This is a genomic window from Anatilimnocola floriformis, from assembly GCF_024256385.1.
Classification (GTDB): domain Bacteria; phylum Planctomycetota; class Planctomycetia; order Pirellulales; family Pirellulaceae; genus Anatilimnocola; species Anatilimnocola floriformis.
On the sequence record NZ_JAMLFW010000001.1, the window covers coordinates 3,003,352 to 3,019,096 of the forward strand.

A 15,745-nucleotide genomic window follows, 5' to 3' on the forward strand; every position below is an offset into this window, starting at 1 on the left:
TTGGCCTTTTGAATTTTGTTGAGTTGGTAAGTGAGCGGCACTCGAACGACGCGCCACTGACAAAGCCAGTGGCGCATCTCAGAAAAAATTACTCGACAACCTTCGCGAGGATGTCGCTTTCGCGGAGAACCTTCACGTCGTCATCGCCGATGGCGATGTCGGTGCCGCCGTACTTGCCGTAGATCACCTGGTCGCCGACCTGGACCGACAGTTCGCCACGCTTGCCGCTCTCGAGCAACTTGCCCGGGCCAACAGCGACCACGGTGCCGCGTTGGGGCTTTTCCTTGGCCGAGTCCGGCAGAACGATGCCGCCAGCCGTCTTGGTTTCGGCTTCGAGCGGTTGAACGACGACTCTGTCATCGAGGGGACGAATCTTGAGACCTTTAGCCATTGTGTGAGTTCCTTCTTGTATTGAGTCTTATTTGATTTGTATTGGAAAAGGGAGGCGGTTGTTGCTGCACTCCCTCGCTTACGCTGCGGGATACCTGACTGCTGACGCAGTCTTACATCATGCCGCCCATACCACCCATGTCCATGCCGCCCATGCCACCCATACCTCCCATGCCCCCGCCCATTCCACCGTGGTCGTGGTGGTCATGGTGATCGTCATCGCCGCCGACCTTCGGCAGTTCGGTGACGAGAGCTTCGGTGGTGAGGAGGAGCGAAGCCACGCTGGCTGCGTTCTTCAGAGCAGTGGCGACAACCTTGGCCGGGTCGATAACGCCGAACTTGAGCATGTCGCCGTATTGGTTGGTGTCGGCGTTGTAGCCTTCGGTCTTACCCTTCAACTGACGAACGCGATTGACCACCACCGCGCCATCGAGGCCGGCGTTCTGAGCGATGGCTCGCAGCGGCTGATCGAGAATGTTGCGGATGATTTGTCCGCCTTGCTTTTCGTCGCCTTCGAGCTTCAGCTTTTCGACGGCCTTTTCAGCGCGGATCAGAGCCACGCCGCCGCCAGGAACGATACCGCTTTGCAGAGCAGCTTGAACGGCATTCTTGCCGTCTTCGAGCAGCCACTTCCGTTCCTTCATTTCGGTTTCGGTCGCAGCACCGCAGCTAATCTGAGCCACACCACCGGCGAGCTTGGCCAGGCGTTCTTGCAGCTTTTCGCGATCGTATTCGCTGTCGGTCACGGTGATTTCGCGGCGGATCTGGTCGGCGCGACCTTCGATCTGCTGCTTCGTTCCCTTGCCACCAACGAACACGGTATTTTCCGAGGTGATCTTCACCTTCTTGGCCACACCCAGGTCGGTCAGCTTGACGCTTTCCAGTTCGATGCCCAGATCCTTGAAGATCGGGGTGCCGGCGGTCAACACGCCGATATCGCCGAGGATCGCCTTGCGACGATCGCCGTAACCGGGAGCCTTGACTGCACAAACTTGCAGAATGCCGCGAAGCTTGTTGACGACCAGAGTCGCCAAGGCTTCGCCTTCGACGTCTTCGGCAACGATCAGCAGCGGCTTGTTAGCCTTGCTGACGGCTTCGAGTAGCGGGATGAGCTTCTTGTTGTTCGATATCTTTTCTTCGTACAACAGGATGTAGCAGTTATCGAGTTCGACCGAGACTTCGTCTTGATTGGTGACGAAGTGGGGCGAGAGGAAACCGCGATCGAACTGCATGCCTTCGACGACTTCAACGGTCGTTTCGGCGCCGCGGCCTTCTTCGATCGTGATCACGCCGTCTTTGCCGACCTTGAGGAAGGCGTCGGCGAGAACTGCACCAATCGTCGGATCGTTGTTGCCAGCGATCGTGGCGATCTGCTGCAATTCCTTCTTGTTCTTTTCGCTGATCGGCGTGGCGATCGAATAGATCTCTTCGCAGATCGCTTCGGCACCCTTGAGAATGCCGCGCGAGAGAGCCATCGGGTCGTAACCCGCGGCAATCATCTTCAGGCCTTCGCGGAAGATGGCTTCCGACAGCACGGTGGCCGTCGTGGTGCCGTCACCGGCGACTTCGTTGGTCTTGCTGGCGGCTTCCTTGACGAGCTGAGCGCCGAGGTTTTCGTAGGGGTCGTCGAGCTCGATGTCTTCAGCGACGGTCACGCCGTCCTTGGTCACCTTGGGGCTGCCCCAACCCTTGTCGAGCACCGCGTTCCGTCCGCGGGGGCCCAGCGTGCTGCGGACCGCCCGAGCCAGCTTCGACACACCCGCCAAGAGAGGCTGACGAGCGTCGTCATCGAAGACCATTTGCTTTGCCACGTTCGAATTCTCCTAATTGCCGTTTCGAAAGACTTTGTTTCAGAAATCCGGGAGGCGACCTGACCGACTCGACCGCGAAGGAAAAACCAAGCGGGAAAGAAAGAGTTTGGCAGCGACCCGTTTATTGTGAGATTGTTCTGAAGGGGGAGTTGCGGTGGGATTGCCAAAACCGGCAGGCGAGATGTCGCTGGGGGCACCCAGTAAAAACAACCTCAGCCCGATTTGGCAGTTCCGCCGCAGTTGCCCCGCATTAATGCAAGGACTGTGCCAAGGGCTGCTGGCTTACGGTAAGGTGCTATCAATGAAAGACTTGCGCCGCACTGATGATCGAGAGGCGCGATCTGGCAGTCACGCGGCAGGGCACCGATTGTCAAATTGGCAGCGGAGCGCGAGGCACCTTACGTGTCATATTCGCCCGAGTCCCAGGGCTCAAAGAAAGCCATATAGTTGCCCGGCTGCATTTCCACTGCCCAGACGTCGTCCTCATCTTCCCGCTCGCGGATGATCAAGCCGAACTCTGTCCCGAATCGCTTGACCGAGAACGGCGCGACTTCGACGCGCTCGTAGCTGACGTCGCCCAGCTCAGCCAACCATTGATCGCGCAGTTTCAGCCGGCGAGCTTCGTCCATGGTCGACCGGGGACCGAGGTTCTCGATTTTGGCTTCCAGCAATTGGCCCTCGGCATCGAACAAGTAGAGGGCTAGAAACTCGGCACCAGGCTGTTTCTTTGTCACCGGCTCGAACGGCGTCGTGAGAATAAACTGCCGACCATCCGGCGTGCGGCCGATGTATCGAGCGTCATACTCATCGTGATCGATCGCGATCAATTCCGGGACGCCGTCGTCCATGCAAGCAACTCCAATCGCAAATCAATAATTGGGCGTCGGCGGCCGGTAATGATTCAGATCGATCGAGCGGAACCAGGCGATGGTCCGTTCCAGGCCCTGACGCAGCGCAATCGACGGCTGCCAATTCAACTTCTCTTTGGCGAGCGAGATATCGGGACGGCGGCGGGTTGGATCATCGACCGGCAGCGGTTCGAGAATGATCTTCGACGATGAACCTGTCAGTTCGAGCACCAGTTCGGCCAGTTGCTTCACCGTGAACTCGTCGGGATTGCCGAGATTCACCGGGCCGATGAACTCTTCGGGGTTTTCCATCATCCGGATCATCCCTTCGACCAGATCGTCGCGGTAGCAGAACGAGCGGGTCTGCAAGCCGTCGCCGAAGAGCGTAATGTCTTCGCCTTGCAGGGCCTGGCGGATGAAATTCGACACGACGCGGCCGTCGAATGGGTGCATCCGCGGGCCGTAAGTGTTGAAGATCCGCACGATGCGAATGTTGATGCGGTTGACGCGGTGATAATCCATGAAGAGGGCTTCGGCGGCGCGCTTCCCTTCGTCGTAGCAAGCCCGCGGGCCGATCGGATTCACGTTGCCGCGATAATCTTCTCGCTGCGGATGTACTTCCGGATCGCCGTATACTTCGCTGGTCGAGGCTTGCAGGACCTTCGCGCGACAACGGCGGGCCATGCCCAGCACATTGATCGCGCCCATCACCGAGGTCTTCAGCGTCTTGATGGGATTGAACTGATAATGCCCCGGCGCGGCAGGACAGGCGAGGTTGTAGATCTCGTCGACCTCGAGCCAGCAAGGCAACGTCACGTCGTGGCGCACGAGTTCGAAGTTGGTGCGGCCGAGCAAGTGCGCGATGTTCGTCTTCTGGCTCGTGAAGAAGTTGTCGAGGCAAATGACGTCGTGGCCGAGCTCGACGAGGCGTTCGCACAAGTGCGAGCCGAGAAACCCCGCGCCGCCGGTGACGAGAATGCGTTTGATCATTGTTACTGCTGCGAGGGATTTTTGGGCACGTTTCACTAGTATAGGACATCGGCGTTCGTAGGCCGGACCATTGGTCCGGCTAGGGAGTGGGTACTGCGCCAAATCAGTCGCACTTACACTTCTGGACGGACCAATGGTCCGTCCTACGCGGAAGCGTCCTTTCGCAGAGGGATAGGCGGCGGTAGGTTCTAACGAATATGCCGAATAATTCAGTTGCACCTGTTGCCTATCGCGCGCGATGGATTTTTCCCATCGATGGCCCGCCCATCCCGCGCGGCGTGGTCTCGATTGCAAGAGGCCGGATCGTCGCGGTTGGTTCGCGGCCGGACGAAGCCAATCTGATCGATCTGGGAAACGTCGCGCTCTTGCCGGCGCTGATCAATGCGCACACGCATTTGGAATTCAGTCTCTTTCAACAACCGATCGGCCAGCCAGGTCAATCGTTTGCAGCCTGGCTGAAGCAAGTCGTCGCCTGGCGCCGAGAACAGCCCGCCGTGCAAGGTCAGGAGCAACTGGCCCTCGCGCAGGGCCTGCAGGAATGCGACGAAGCGGGAACTGCTGTAGCGGGCGAAATCACCACGCCGATGTTTGCCGAAGTTTGGTATCGGCAAGGAGCATTGCTGCCGCATGTGCGGTTTTTGGAATTGCTCAGCTTGAATCCTGAACGTGTGCCGGCCCTCACTGCTGTAGCCGAAGGATTTCTAAACCAAAAATCAGCGAGCCAGCGCGGCTTGAGTCCGCATGCGCCGTATACCGTGCATCCGGAGTTGCTCGCGCGGGCTGTGCGATTATCGGCAGAGCATCGAGTTCCGCTGACAATGCATCTGGCCGAGTCGCGCGAAGAACTCGCACTACTCTCGTCGCATTCCGGCGAACTCGTCGAGCTGCTGAAAATGCTCACGGCCTGGTATCCGAGTGCGCTGCCGACAGGTTTGCGGCCGCTGGATTATCTGCGCACGCTTTCGCTATCGCATCACGCGATTGTCGCGCACGGCAACTACCTTTCAGCCGAAGAAATCGAGTTCACCGCGCAGCAGCGCGAGAAACTGAGCGTGGCATATTGCCCGCGCACGCAGGCATACTTCGATCACGATCCGTATCCGTTGGCCGCGATGTTGCGGGCTGGTGTGCGAGTCGCGGTCGGCACCGATTCGCGGGCCAGCAATCCAGATCTCTCGATCTGGCGCGAGCTGCAGTTCGTGCGGCAGCGTTATCCGCAGATCGATCCCACCGATGTTTTGCGAATGGGAACAATCGCCGGCGCTGAAGCACTGGGCGTCGCGCAGGACTACGGCAGCATTTCGCCAGGAAAAATCGCCGAGTTCGCAGTGATTGAATTGCCGGCTGAAAGCAACTCACCTTGGGAATCGCTCTTCGCCAATAATCAAGCCAGCGCGAAACTTCTGCGAGGCGCGCCAACGGCGACATCGAGCTCGCCCGATTCGTGAACAACGCCGCTGAACGAGTCCGGGATCAATTGCACGATGAAGTGCGACAGCCCGAGGCAAAGTTCATTGCCGGGCTGCAGCAGCGATGATTCGATCGCGCGGCCGTTCACATAAGTTCCATGGCGCGAACCGAGATCGTGTACCACGATTTCGCCGGCGACTAATTCCAACCGGCAATGGCGGCGGCTAATCCAGCGGTCGTCAATGCGCAACGCCACGTCGACCCCACGGCCAATCTCGGCCGGGAATTGATCCAGAACGATTTCACGCGGACAGGCCAGGGGATCCTGGCTGATGAGGCGAAGTTTCACGGCTTGTGGTGGCTGCGAAGCAGCGGAGGCGGGCGAGAGCGGGGCAGCAATCAAGTAATTCGATCGCCGGTGGTTCGTTTGAGGCGGGAGGGGTCGAACCAACACTTGCTTATGCTAAGTGCTGTAACAGCAATGTCAATAGTTTGCTGGCTGTAGACGTAAAACTGCCAGATAGCGTCACTTGCGGCGGCGTGGCGAAAGTTCGCCACCGAAATTCATCGATTCTTCGCGGTTTATGCGTCCTCCCTTCATCTAACGAAGGCGTAATGTCCGCACCGCAACGTTGCGGCAAACTGCTCGCGCAGAAACGACTCGGCGCGAGCCCTCGCCTGTCCTGCTCACCGTTCGAAAGGAAGATTCATGTTCTGTTCGGCAATCAAGTTTCAGAAAGGTCGAAACGTCAAGCCCCACGGCTTCACGCTGGTGGAATTGCTCGTGGTCATCGCCATTATCGGCGTCTTGGTGGCGCTGTTGCTGCCAGCCGTGCAGGCCGCGCGCGAAGCTTCGCGGCGGTCGAGCTGCAGCAACAACTTGAAGCAGATCGCGCTCGGCGTGCACAACTTCGAATCGTCGCACATGCGGCTGCCAGACTCGGGCCAGTGCGATTCGACCGGCTCGGCATCGACGACCTACATGATCCATTCGACGGCGACGCAGATTCTGCCGTACATCGAACAGCAAGCCATTTACGACAAGTTCGACCACGAGTCTTCGCCCGCTTCGTTCGGCGCCACATACAACGCCACGACGCAAACCTGGACCAGCAACGGCGCGACGCTGCACATGAATGCTAAGGGCCGCCCGTACAACGACCCGGCTAATGCCAAATGGCAAGAAGCGGCCAAGGCTTACATCGCCGCGTTTGTTTGCCCCACCACGCCAGCCGTGAAGAAAGGCCGCGATCCTGATGGCTATGGTCCTTGGGATTACATGTTCATTGCCTTGACCGACGTGGATGAAGTTGCCTCTTCGGCGACCTTTAAGCAACGCACCATGCCGACCGGTTCGGCTGCCTGGCAAGCCCAAGTGACTTCCGGCATGCTCAACTGCGAAGGCTCGCGGATGTCGGCGGTCACCGACGGCACGAGCAATACCTTCCTGTGCATCGAGGATGCAGGCCGGTCGCATCCCAACGTCGCCAAGTTCGGTGCTGCCTCGAGCCGCCCCAGCCCGGTCTCGGGTGAACCCAATGCGATGCCGATGGGCCTGCGGCGCGTCTTTGCCTGGGCCGATGCCGATGCTGTGACGAATGGCTTTTCTGGCCCGCACAACTCCACGGGCTCGAAGGTCGCCAAGGTAAACAACCACAAGACACCGTTGGGCGGCCCGCCGGAATGCCTCTGGCAAACCAACAATTGCGGCCCCAATGACGAGCCATTCGCCTTTCATCCCGCTGGCGTGAATGCAGCCCTCGGCGACGGCTCGGTGCGGTTCGTTACCGAATCGGCCGACGCCTTGGTGCTAAAGGCCTGGTCGGGCGCCAACGACGGCAAGATCTTGCAGCTCGACTAAATCGCAGGCCGGAACGATCGGTACTCCGCGCTGTTCCGGCCTACGGCTACTTCGCAAATTCGAACTCCTTCGTCCGCGCTTGTGCTCGAACCGCTTCGATGATCGCCCGATCGAGCGTGTTGCCTTCACCAGCGCGGAGCTTTTTCAGCTCGGCATTTACGTGCTCCTCGCGGGCCTGGCTGAGCGTCTTGATCTTCTCTTGCACGTCCTTGCGTTCGGCGGCTTTCTTTTCGACGTACGCTTGCCGCTCTTCCGGCTTGAGCTTCTTCAGCTCTTCCGGCAGGTCCTCTTCCTTCACATCTTCCAATTTCTTGACCACGCCTTCCTTGAGGCCATCGACGAGATCCCATTCGGCGTTGCGATACAGGCCTGAAGCTTTCACGCTCGCGCGAAGTTGAGCAGCACCTGGAGCAGACCGCGACGCGTTGGCATCTTGCGCCGCTTGATTGACGGCCAACTCACGGCGTTTATCGGCGCGACCGTAGGGAATGTAAGTCTTGTTCAAATCGGCGCTCAACTGCTCGAGCTCTTTGTCTTGCGGAGAGGCCACGAGCGGCAGCACTTCGTTCTGATTGATGCTCACATAAGTGCCGTCGGCCAGCTTGGCGCCTTCCGCCCAACCGCTGCGCAGCCCTTCGCTATTGTCGCCGCAGTGAATCGTGCTGACGGTGATCCCTTTATCCGCAGCCGCTTTGCACGACTTGCGAAAATCCTTTGGGCCTTGCGAAAACGGCTCGTTGCCGGCGATGAAGATGCACTTCAGGTCCTTGGCGTGGTCGCTCCACTTCAGATCGGCGACCGCTTTCTCGATCACCCAGCCACAATACTCTTCGCCGCCGTTGGTGGTGAGGGCGAAGAGTTCTTTCGACACGTTATCGAGATCGGTAGTGAACGGTGTAACCTGCCGAATGAAACCACCTTCGGCCGGCAGCGAGCTCTTGCCGTATTCATACAGCGCGACATGCAACTCGGGCGATTGGCCGCCGCGCTTGGCCGAAGCGAATTCGTTCACGACTTTCCACAGGTGCGTTCGAGCCTGATTGATCAGCCCATCCATGCTGTTACTGGTATCGAGCAAGATGGCGATCTGAATCTGGGGCTTCGCCGCAGGCTTATCCTGGGCACTCGCTCGCAGAGGCAGCCAGGTGATTAGCCCGGCAAGAAGAAGGCACGACCAGATTTGTCCGAAACGCGACATCGAAAAGCTCCCTAAAGAGAGAAGGCTGCCCTGGCAGTCATTATTGACGTGATTCCAGCGCCTGTATGTAACTAGACGGTAACGGGCGACTGATCGATTCGAGCAGCCTTCTTCAGCGGGCAAAATTCCGTGCATCGACAACTGCTGAGTGATATGCTGCCGCCATCCGCCAGTATTTCCTTCCATACGTTCCACTCTCCAGGAACCTGCCATGCGTTTCTTTGCTTGCTGGTTTGGTCTATTGCTGATTGGCCTGGTCGCGTTCGATGTTCAGGCCCAGACGGCCGATGACATCACGAAGCTGATCGGGCAACTCGTCGAACTCGATTCGATCGATGTGGCGAAAGACATCAAGTTTCGCGCCGGGCTCGAACCGCCGCTGCATCAACTCGATGCGGACGAGTCGGGCATGCAGGTGCTGAAGAATCCGTACGAAGTGCAAGGCCGAAACCAGCCCGCCGCTGCCGGTTGGTATCGCGTCAGTTTCACGGTGCCGGAGCAGATCGGCAAATTTCCGATGCCGGTGCAGGGCTTCAATCTGGGCGTCGAAAGCAACTGCCTTGGCACTTGGGAGATCTACACCTACAGCAACGGCAAATCGGTCGGCTCGTCGATGGCCAACGGCGCATCGGGCACCTGGCAGCAAGGAACGGTGATCGGCAATTCGCGCGTCCACTCCAGTTATTGGATGAGCAACGCGCCGATTCCGTCGAAGCCCGGCGACAAAATCACGGTCGCCATTCTTGCCCATGCCAACCCACTCGGCCGCGGCGGACCAGAAGGCTTTGGCCTGCGCCATCTGCGGCTGCGGTTTGCGCTGGCACACACGTTTGCCCGCCAGCCCTTCTTCGGTCTCGTCACCGCGCCTGGAACTGGAACGGGCCTGCAAGGTGCACGAGAGATGTTGAGCACGCTAAAGGGAGATGAGCTGAGCGCGCTTCAAGGGAAGCTGAAGATGCCGCTGGAGAATATGAGTGCGGTGTTTGCCGCCGCGGATACGGGGAAGCTCGATGAGCTGACCAAAGCGATGCGGACTTCGACGGCAGAGATGGCCGCGGCGCTGAAGAAGTAAAAGTTGGCCGGAACAAGCGATATTTCGCGCGGCCCTCCTGCCTAGAGCAGCGCGTGCGCAAAAGAATGGCCGGATCGATTGCACGTCCGGCCCCTCACCCCGGCCCTCTCCCCTGAGTACAGGGGCGAGGGAGTAGGGAAATTCTAAGATCAACTAGCTTTACAGCTTCGGGAAGAGCGGGCCGCCGTAGATGGCGCCTTCGCCGAGTTCTTCTTCGATGCGGAGCAGCTGGTTGTACTTCGCCATGCGGTCGGTGCGCGAAGCCGAGCCCGTCTTGATCTGGCCGGTGCCGAGGGCGACGGCCAGGTCGGCGATGAAGGAGTCTTCGGTTTCGCCGCTGCGATGGCTGCTGATCGACGAGTAACCGTTGCGGTGAGCCAGTTGAATGGCAGCGATGGTTTCGCTCAGCGTGCCGATCTGGTTCACCTTGATCAGAATGCTGTTGGCGATCCCTTCCTTGATGCCGCGGGCGAGGCGGTCGGTGTTGGTGACGAACAGGTCATCGCCGACGAGTTGCACCTTCTTACCGAGCTTTTCGGTGAGGAGCTTCCAACCTTCCCAATCGTCTTCGCTGCAGCCGTCTTCGATCGAGCAGATCGGGTACTTCGAAACCCAGTTGGCGAGGAAGTCGACCATCTTCTCGCTCGACAGATCCTTGCCGTCGACGTTGTAGGTCTTCTTCTTTTCGTCGTAGTATTCGGTCGCGGCGCAGTCGAGGGCGATCTTGACTTGCTCACCCGGCTTGTAGCCAGCTTTTTCGATGGCCGAGATGATCAGTTCGAGGCCTTCTTCGTTGCTCTTCAGATCAGGAGCAAAGCCACCTTCGTCGCCGACGTTGGTCGAGAGCTTCTTGTCGTGGAGAACTTTCTTCAGCGTGTGGAAGACTTCGCAGCCGCAGCGCAGAGCATCGCTGAACTTTTCGAAACCGAGCGGGAAGATCATGAACTCTTGCATGTCGACGGCGTTGTCGGCATGCGCGCCGCCGTTGATGACGTTCATCATCGGGGCGGGCAACAGGCGAGCGCCACAGCCGCCGAGGTAACGATACAACGGCTGTTGCGTGTGAGCAGCAGCGGCCTTGGCCACGGCGAGCGAAACACCGAGGATGGCATTCGCACCGAGGTTCTTCTTGGTCGGCGTGCCGTCGAGTTCGATCAGCCGGCGATCGACGCCCATTTGGTCGAGAGCATCGAAGCCGATCAGGTCTTCGCCGATTGCGTCGTTGACCGCAGCCACGGCCTTCAGCACACCCTTGCCGCCGAAGTGAGTCTTGTCACCGTCGCGGAGTTCCCAAGCTTCGTGGGCGCCGGTGCTGGCACCGCTCGGCACGGCAGCGCGGCCGAACGAACCGTCGGTCAGCTGAACTTCGACTTCGACCGTGGGATTGCCACGGCTATCCATAATCTGGCGTCCGTGGACGCTGGCAATAATGCTCATTTTCAATCTCGTGATTCGGGGACGCAAATTGGATGGTGAAGCGACCATTGTGACGCTGCAAGCCAACATTGGCTAGGACCGGTTCGGCGACGTTTGAACAGGTTGCGCAACCACTATTTCGCGTCGCTGTTCAGGCCCGGCCATTGCGACACAAGTCGTTTCTTTGCAATGTGTTGAGCCTGTTCTTCGGTCGCTGATTGTGGACGCCGAACGGACTGTTCAGCAGAAAAAGTGAACAGTACCTAATCGGCGGGCGGCCAGCGTTTCGTGCCCTCTATTCTGGACCGCGAGCTCCTACTCTTCGCCACCGTAGCAGTCTCGAGTCTGCACGATGGAATATATAACGTGTTATCAAATTTCATGCGATTCCGGCAATGTCCTGGTAATTAACGACTTGCGGCAAAATCGCACGGTTATATCGGGCCCGGGCTATAACCTTTTTATAACCAGCGCTGATACTTCGCACACGAATCGATCGCTTCCACAGCAGTAGTCCATTCAGCATCGGTCGGCTACTTCAGCGCGCACCGGTAGCGCCGCGACGAATGTCGTTTTCAAAACATCAACCTAAGTGAGAAAGATCACACACCCATTAAACGCGCATGTGGTGACAACTTAGGTCAGAGATTTGCTCATAATGCAGCCATTCACGCCAGCGACGCCGTCGCGGGCCTTTTCTCTCTCCCCTCGCCCCGTTTCGGGGAGAGGGGTCGGGGGTGAGGGGATAATGCGTGAGTTTGACTCAATTTTCTGGCGAACTGGTCGGCAATCCATAGTGCGTGGTCATTAGCAGACTCTCGCTTCGGTTCACCCCTCACCCCCAGCCCCTCTCCCCGAAGCGGGGCGAGGGGAGCAGGACAGGATGCTGCCTGCCGAGCGCTCACGATGCATGCATTGCCAGCGTGAACGGTTACCTCATAACGCAGCATCCCTCGTTTGAAGCCATGCTTCGAACGAGGGATGCACGATGTGTCGTTTGATTGACCGCCATCCGACGGGGATTTTAGTGCTTCCGCCCGTGCGAAACATCTTGCCGCAGGTGGTTGAGCAGCGCGGCCTTGCCGGCGGGGGCCGGAACGGCGCGCTCTTCGGCGGGTTGCGTGATCACGGTGATCGAGCTCGTGCTCACTGGCGGATGTTCTTCGGCCGGCGCGTCGGCGGCCAGGTTACGCGGCTTGAAGACCACGCCCAAAGGACCCGCGAGCAACGCCGGGAAGAAGATCAGTTCCGCGACCACACCGGCCCACAAAATCGCCAGCATCAGGTAGCCGAAGCGTTGCGTCGGCGTGAAGGTGCTGAGGGCGAACAGCGACAGACCCAGACCGCTGATGAGGGCGGCTTGGAAGGTAGGAGTCGCACAGTGTTTATAGGCGCCGAGGATCGCTAGTTTTCGATCTTTCACACGATCGAGTTCCTCGCGGTACCAGTTCAGGTAGTGGATCGTATCATCGACGGCTACGCCTAGCGCGATGCTCGCGGTCATCATCGAACCGACGTCGACGTCGACACCGAGCCAACCCATCATGCCGAAGATGACGAGCACCGGCAGCACGTTTGGCAGCATCGCGACGAGACCACCCCAGAAGCTGCGGCTGACGAACATCAGCAAGGGCGTGATGGTCACGAACGACCACCAAGTGCTGCTGATCAAGCTCTCGAGCAAGCTCCGCTGAGCCTTATACACGATTGGGACCACACCGGTGTAAACCGCGTGGGCGATGTTCTTGTCGGTCTTGGCCAGCTTCGACGAGGACAACAGTTTGTTCGCGTCGCTATAGACGTGATTGCGAGCATCTTCGAGCAGCTTGGTCGTGCGCCGCAGATCGACATTGGCGAACGCCGCGTGATCTTTCACCAGCACGACGCAGTCGAAACCGGCCAGGTATTCATTCCAGTTGGCCGGCGTTTCGTCGACACCCGGAACAAAGGTTTTGACCTTCATTCGCTTGATGGTGAGCATATCGATCAAGCTTTCGCTGAAGATGCGCGTTTGATCGATGGGCTTTTCAGCCTGCGGTGCCGTAGCGACCACTTTCTCTTCGGATTCGACGGCAACTGCGTTCTTGGCGGCCCGCTGCGAAATATCGGCAGGGACGCCGAGGAGCAGGACCTTGCTGTTGGCAGGATACTTGTGACCGTTGCTGCGCGTGATGAGCGAATGGAGGATGTCGTCACGTTTGCGTTGTGCCGTGAGAATCGGCTCCACGACGTCCTTTAGCTCGTTGATCAGCACGCCATAGTCGACACCCTTGGTCGCGCCCACTCGCAGGCTGACGCGCCACAGTTCGGCTTCGGTTTCTTTGTCAATTCGCAGGTAATCGCTGTGGAGGAAGTCTTCGCGGTGAGCTTCAAGCCGTTTGCTCGTTGTGCCGCGCTTCAGCTGGCTGCTGTTGTCCCCCTTGGGTTCCGGCAGATCGCGGACGAAGGTGGCAGCGCTCATGGCACGACCCACTTTGTCGCGGCCTTGCAGACCAAATTCCTTTTCCACGACTCGCTGCAGGCGAGCGGCGAGTTCCATCCGCTCGAGAAACGGCATTTGCAGCTGCCGTTCGAGTTGTTGACGCTCGAGCTTGCCCAGTTCGGTGGCGATCCCTTGCTTTTGCTCTTCGTTGGCATTTTCGAGCGCGGCCGACAGTTGCTCGATCTGAGCATACTCGGCTTGCAGCTGATCACCGGCCGGCAGCATCTTTGTCTTCGGAACGCTGACGACCACTTCCATGGGCACGAGTTCGCCGAGGTTCTTCTCAAGCCATTCGTAGTCTTGAATGATCTTCGACTTGGCGCTGAACATCCGGAGCATGTTCACCGAGGTCTTCGTATACAGCACGCCGTAGCCAGTAACGGCGATGACCAGGATGCAGCCGAGCGACACCAAGGCGTGATGGCCGACGATGAACGTAGCTAGGTTGCTCCAGAAGTTGGCCAGGTACTTGTCGAGCCAGGGCTGCTCGTCGGTGCTGAGGTTGCGAGCAGCACGTTCCTGGGCAATTTTCTGCTTGCGGAGCTGCGGCCAGATTTGCAGCGCGGCCGGCAAGTAAGTGAATTCGATGAGCGTTGCCGAGAGGACGCCGAGGCCGGCATAGAAGCCGAACTTTTGAATCGGGATGAGTTCGCTCGTGACGAGCGAGAACATGCCGATCGACGTGGTGATATTGCACATCAGGTTGGGCTTCCAACCCATGAGCACGGCCCGTTCGGGCGCCCCATGCACGCCGCCGTGATCGACGGCTTCGTAGTAGTAGTTAATGAGATGCGTCGCGCCCGATAGCCCGAGCACGTACACCAGCGCGGGAAGCGACATGGCGATCGCATCGACCGTGCTGCCAAACCACCACATGCAGGCCAGGGTGAAGACGGCGCAAATACCGCCGCAGAAAAAGACCATGATCGTGGCCGAGATCGTACGGAAGCAGGCGTACGACAAGCCAAGGCCGAGGACCGCCGTCATGCCGATGAGGCGGACCAGCGTGATTGAGCCTTCTTCGTCGATCGCGACGTTGTCGACGCTCGGGCCGCCAACGCGCAGTTGATTTTCATCAATGTTCGATTCGGCAGCGAGCTCAAACAACCGGCCGCGCGGCTTGCCGAGAATGCCGCGGCCCAACACCAAGTGCAGGTTGTGCTTGGCCGCTTCGCTGAGCGTGACGACGATGGCCGTTTGCTTGCCATCGGGGCCAAAGAGCATGCCGGAGAGGCGGCGCTTGGCTTCTGCTTTGTGATCGGCAAGTTCGCCACCTTCGCCCGTCATGCTGGCGTAAACATCGGGGCCGGTCGTGACTGTTTTGAACATCTGCGCCCGCAAGCGGCGCATGTCGGCGAAGTACCAAGGACCGTCGATTTCACCGAACGAATGGACGAGTTCGCCGGTCGTTGGTTTCTTGACGAACGAACCGTAGACATGGCGGTAGAGCGAGGCCAGCGGCGCGTCGACACCATCCCAGCGATACAGGTCGCCTTCGGGGGTGAGGTAGTACCAGCATTCCTCGACACTTTCGCTGTCGGGGTCTTTGCGCCCCTTCAACCATTTCTCGCCGCGATGGCCCCAGTCTTCGTAAGTGAGGAACTCTTTCTTGCCATCGAGCGGCATGTACAAGCCGAGGCGATCGCCGATGAAGTTCTCGCGATGAACGTGTCGCGTTGGCGACGACGGAACCGGAGCCGCATCGGCAGCCACAGCATCGGCTGCGGGCGCGTCGGAAACCGGCACTTCGTTGGCAGTGGCGTCGGCGTCGGGGCTCTCAGACTCTTCGGTCGCGACGACCGGTTTTTTGGGCGCTTTGGCAGCGGCCAAGACCGACGGCGGCGTTTCGGGTTGCAGCTTCGCAAGGAACAGTTTGTAGCGTTCGTCGGTTTCGTCACCGACGCAACCCTGCCAACTGAGCACAACGAACTGCTCGCCCAAGAAATGCTGCCGGAACCAGGCGAGTTCCTTGGTTTCCTCAAAGTCCTTGGGCAACCAGTCGCGGACATCATTCTTCATCCCTTGAATGCCCAACCGCGCACCGCGCAGGAAGAAGGGAACAAGGAAGAAGACAACCATCAGCACGATGATCGCACGGCGGCTGAAGAATGTTGGTTTTTCTGTCATCGCTGCGTGAAACTGGCGGGGTGAGGGGCATCCATGTCCGGGGACTCCCGGCAATAAACCTGGCTTGCGTCGCTATGCCAGCACAACTTGCGTAATGCTGCTGCGCGGCGCAAACCCGGTTATTCTCACCTTCGGCATTG

At 59.0% G+C, this 15,745-nt stretch carries 11 protein-coding genes; 3 read left to right on the top strand and 8 right to left on the bottom strand.

What is annotated here, in order from left to right; all coding sequences use genetic code 11:
- Nucleotides 1-88: 88 nt before the first annotated feature.
- From M9Q49_RS11475 to M9Q49_RS11490, 4 genes are all read right to left on the bottom strand, one after another.
- Nucleotides 89-391, bottom strand: a complete 303-nt coding sequence (locus M9Q49_RS11475; protein WP_254508883.1) for a co-chaperone GroES — start codon at nucleotides 389-391, stop codon at nucleotides 89-91.
- Between the two features lie 112 nt (nucleotides 392-503).
- A complete protein-coding gene (gene groL, locus M9Q49_RS11480; protein ID WP_315861169.1) occupies nucleotides 504-2,201 on the bottom strand; it encodes a chaperonin GroEL in 1,698 nt (565 codons plus the stop codon).
- A gap of 398 nt (nucleotides 2,202-2,599) precedes the next feature.
- Nucleotides 2,600-3,049 carry a hypothetical protein gene (locus tag M9Q49_RS11485; protein WP_254508884.1) on the bottom strand — a complete coding sequence of 150 codons (450 nt, stop codon included), beginning with the start codon at nucleotides 3,047-3,049 and terminating at the stop codon, nucleotides 2,600-2,602.
- 21 nt (nucleotides 3,050-3,070) lie between these two features.
- Nucleotides 3,071-4,039: a UDP-glucuronic acid decarboxylase family protein gene (locus tag M9Q49_RS11490; RefSeq protein ID WP_254508885.1), complete on the bottom strand. Its 969-nt coding sequence runs from the start codon at nucleotides 4,037-4,039 to the stop codon at nucleotides 3,071-3,073.
- Between the two features lie 197 nt (nucleotides 4,040-4,236).
- Between M9Q49_RS11490 and M9Q49_RS11495 the strand changes: the two genes are divergently transcribed.
- The gene (locus tag M9Q49_RS11495) at nucleotides 4,237-5,487 is read left to right on the top strand and encodes an amidohydrolase family protein (RefSeq protein WP_254508886.1); all 1,251 of its coding nucleotides are present in this window, start codon (nucleotides 4,237-4,239) and stop codon (nucleotides 5,485-5,487) included.
- Here M9Q49_RS11495 and M9Q49_RS11500 read toward each other — a convergent pair.
- A complete protein-coding gene (locus M9Q49_RS11500) occupies nucleotides 5,424-5,798 on the bottom strand; it encodes an FHA domain-containing protein (RefSeq protein WP_254508887.1) in 375 nt (124 codons plus the stop codon). The two genes, M9Q49_RS11495 and M9Q49_RS11500, sit on opposite strands and share 64 nt — an antisense overlap.
- A 360-nt stretch (nucleotides 5,799-6,158) precedes the next feature.
- Here M9Q49_RS11500 and M9Q49_RS11505 point away from each other — a divergent pair, with 360 nt between their 5' ends.
- Nucleotides 6,159-7,310 (top strand): DUF1559 domain-containing protein, encoded by a 1,152-nt coding sequence (locus tag M9Q49_RS11505; RefSeq protein WP_254508888.1) that lies wholly within the window; start codon nucleotides 6,159-6,161, stop codon nucleotides 7,308-7,310.
- A gap of 46 nt (nucleotides 7,311-7,356) precedes the next feature.
- Here the strand turns inward: M9Q49_RS11505 and M9Q49_RS11510 are convergent, their stop codons facing one another.
- Complete coding sequence (locus M9Q49_RS11510) at nucleotides 7,357-8,508, bottom strand: vWA domain-containing protein (protein ID WP_254508889.1); 1,152 nt, start codon at nucleotides 8,506-8,508, stop codon at nucleotides 7,357-7,359.
- Between the two features lie 211 nt (nucleotides 8,509-8,719).
- Between M9Q49_RS11510 and M9Q49_RS11515 the strand changes: the two genes are divergently transcribed.
- Nucleotides 8,720-9,580 carry a hypothetical protein gene (locus M9Q49_RS11515; RefSeq protein WP_254508890.1) on the top strand — a complete coding sequence of 287 codons (861 nt, stop codon included), beginning with the start codon at nucleotides 8,720-8,722 and terminating at the stop codon, nucleotides 9,578-9,580.
- A 159-nt stretch (nucleotides 9,581-9,739) separates the two neighbouring features.
- Here the strand turns inward: M9Q49_RS11515 and eno are convergent, their stop codons facing one another.
- Nucleotides 9,740-11,017: a phosphopyruvate hydratase gene (gene eno / locus M9Q49_RS11520; protein ID WP_254508891.1), complete on the bottom strand. Its 1,278-nt coding sequence runs from the start codon at nucleotides 11,015-11,017 to the stop codon at nucleotides 9,740-9,742.
- A gap of 1,003 nt (nucleotides 11,018-12,020) precedes the next feature.
- Nucleotides 12,021-15,605 (bottom strand): efflux RND transporter permease subunit, encoded by a 3,585-nt coding sequence (locus M9Q49_RS11525; RefSeq protein WP_254508892.1) that lies wholly within the window; start codon nucleotides 15,603-15,605, stop codon nucleotides 12,021-12,023.
- Between the last annotated feature and the right edge of the window lie 140 nt (nucleotides 15,606-15,745).

Excerpts from the sequence above, each read along its gene's own strand:
- eno (WP_254508891.1), bottom strand. The coding sequence starts at position 11,017 with ATGAGCATTATTGCCAGCGTCCACGGACGCCAGATTATGGATAGCCGT.
- M9Q49_RS11525 (WP_254508892.1), bottom strand. The coding sequence starts at position 15,605 with ATGACAGAAAAACCAACATTCTTCAGCCGCCGTGCGATCATCGTGCTG.
- M9Q49_RS11485 (WP_254508884.1), bottom strand. The coding sequence starts at position 3,049 with ATGGACGACGGCGTCCCGGAATTGATCGCGATCGATCACGATGAGTAT.
- M9Q49_RS11505 (WP_254508888.1), top strand. The coding sequence starts at position 6,159 with ATGTTCTGTTCGGCAATCAAGTTTCAGAAAGGTCGAAACGTCAAGCCC.
- M9Q49_RS11510 (WP_254508889.1), bottom strand. The coding sequence starts at position 8,508 with ATGTCGCGTTTCGGACAAATCTGGTCGTGCCTTCTTCTTGCCGGGCTA.
- M9Q49_RS11490 (WP_254508885.1), bottom strand. The coding sequence starts at position 4,039 with ATGATCAAACGCATTCTCGTCACCGGCGGCGCGGGGTTTCTCGGCTCG.
- M9Q49_RS11475 (WP_254508883.1), bottom strand. The coding sequence starts at position 391 with ATGGCTAAAGGTCTCAAGATTCGTCCCCTCGATGACAGAGTCGTCGTT.
- M9Q49_RS11515 (WP_254508890.1), top strand. The coding sequence starts at position 8,720 with ATGCGTTTCTTTGCTTGCTGGTTTGGTCTATTGCTGATTGGCCTGGTC.
- M9Q49_RS11495 (WP_254508886.1), top strand. The coding sequence starts at position 4,237 with ATGCCGAATAATTCAGTTGCACCTGTTGCCTATCGCGCGCGATGGATT.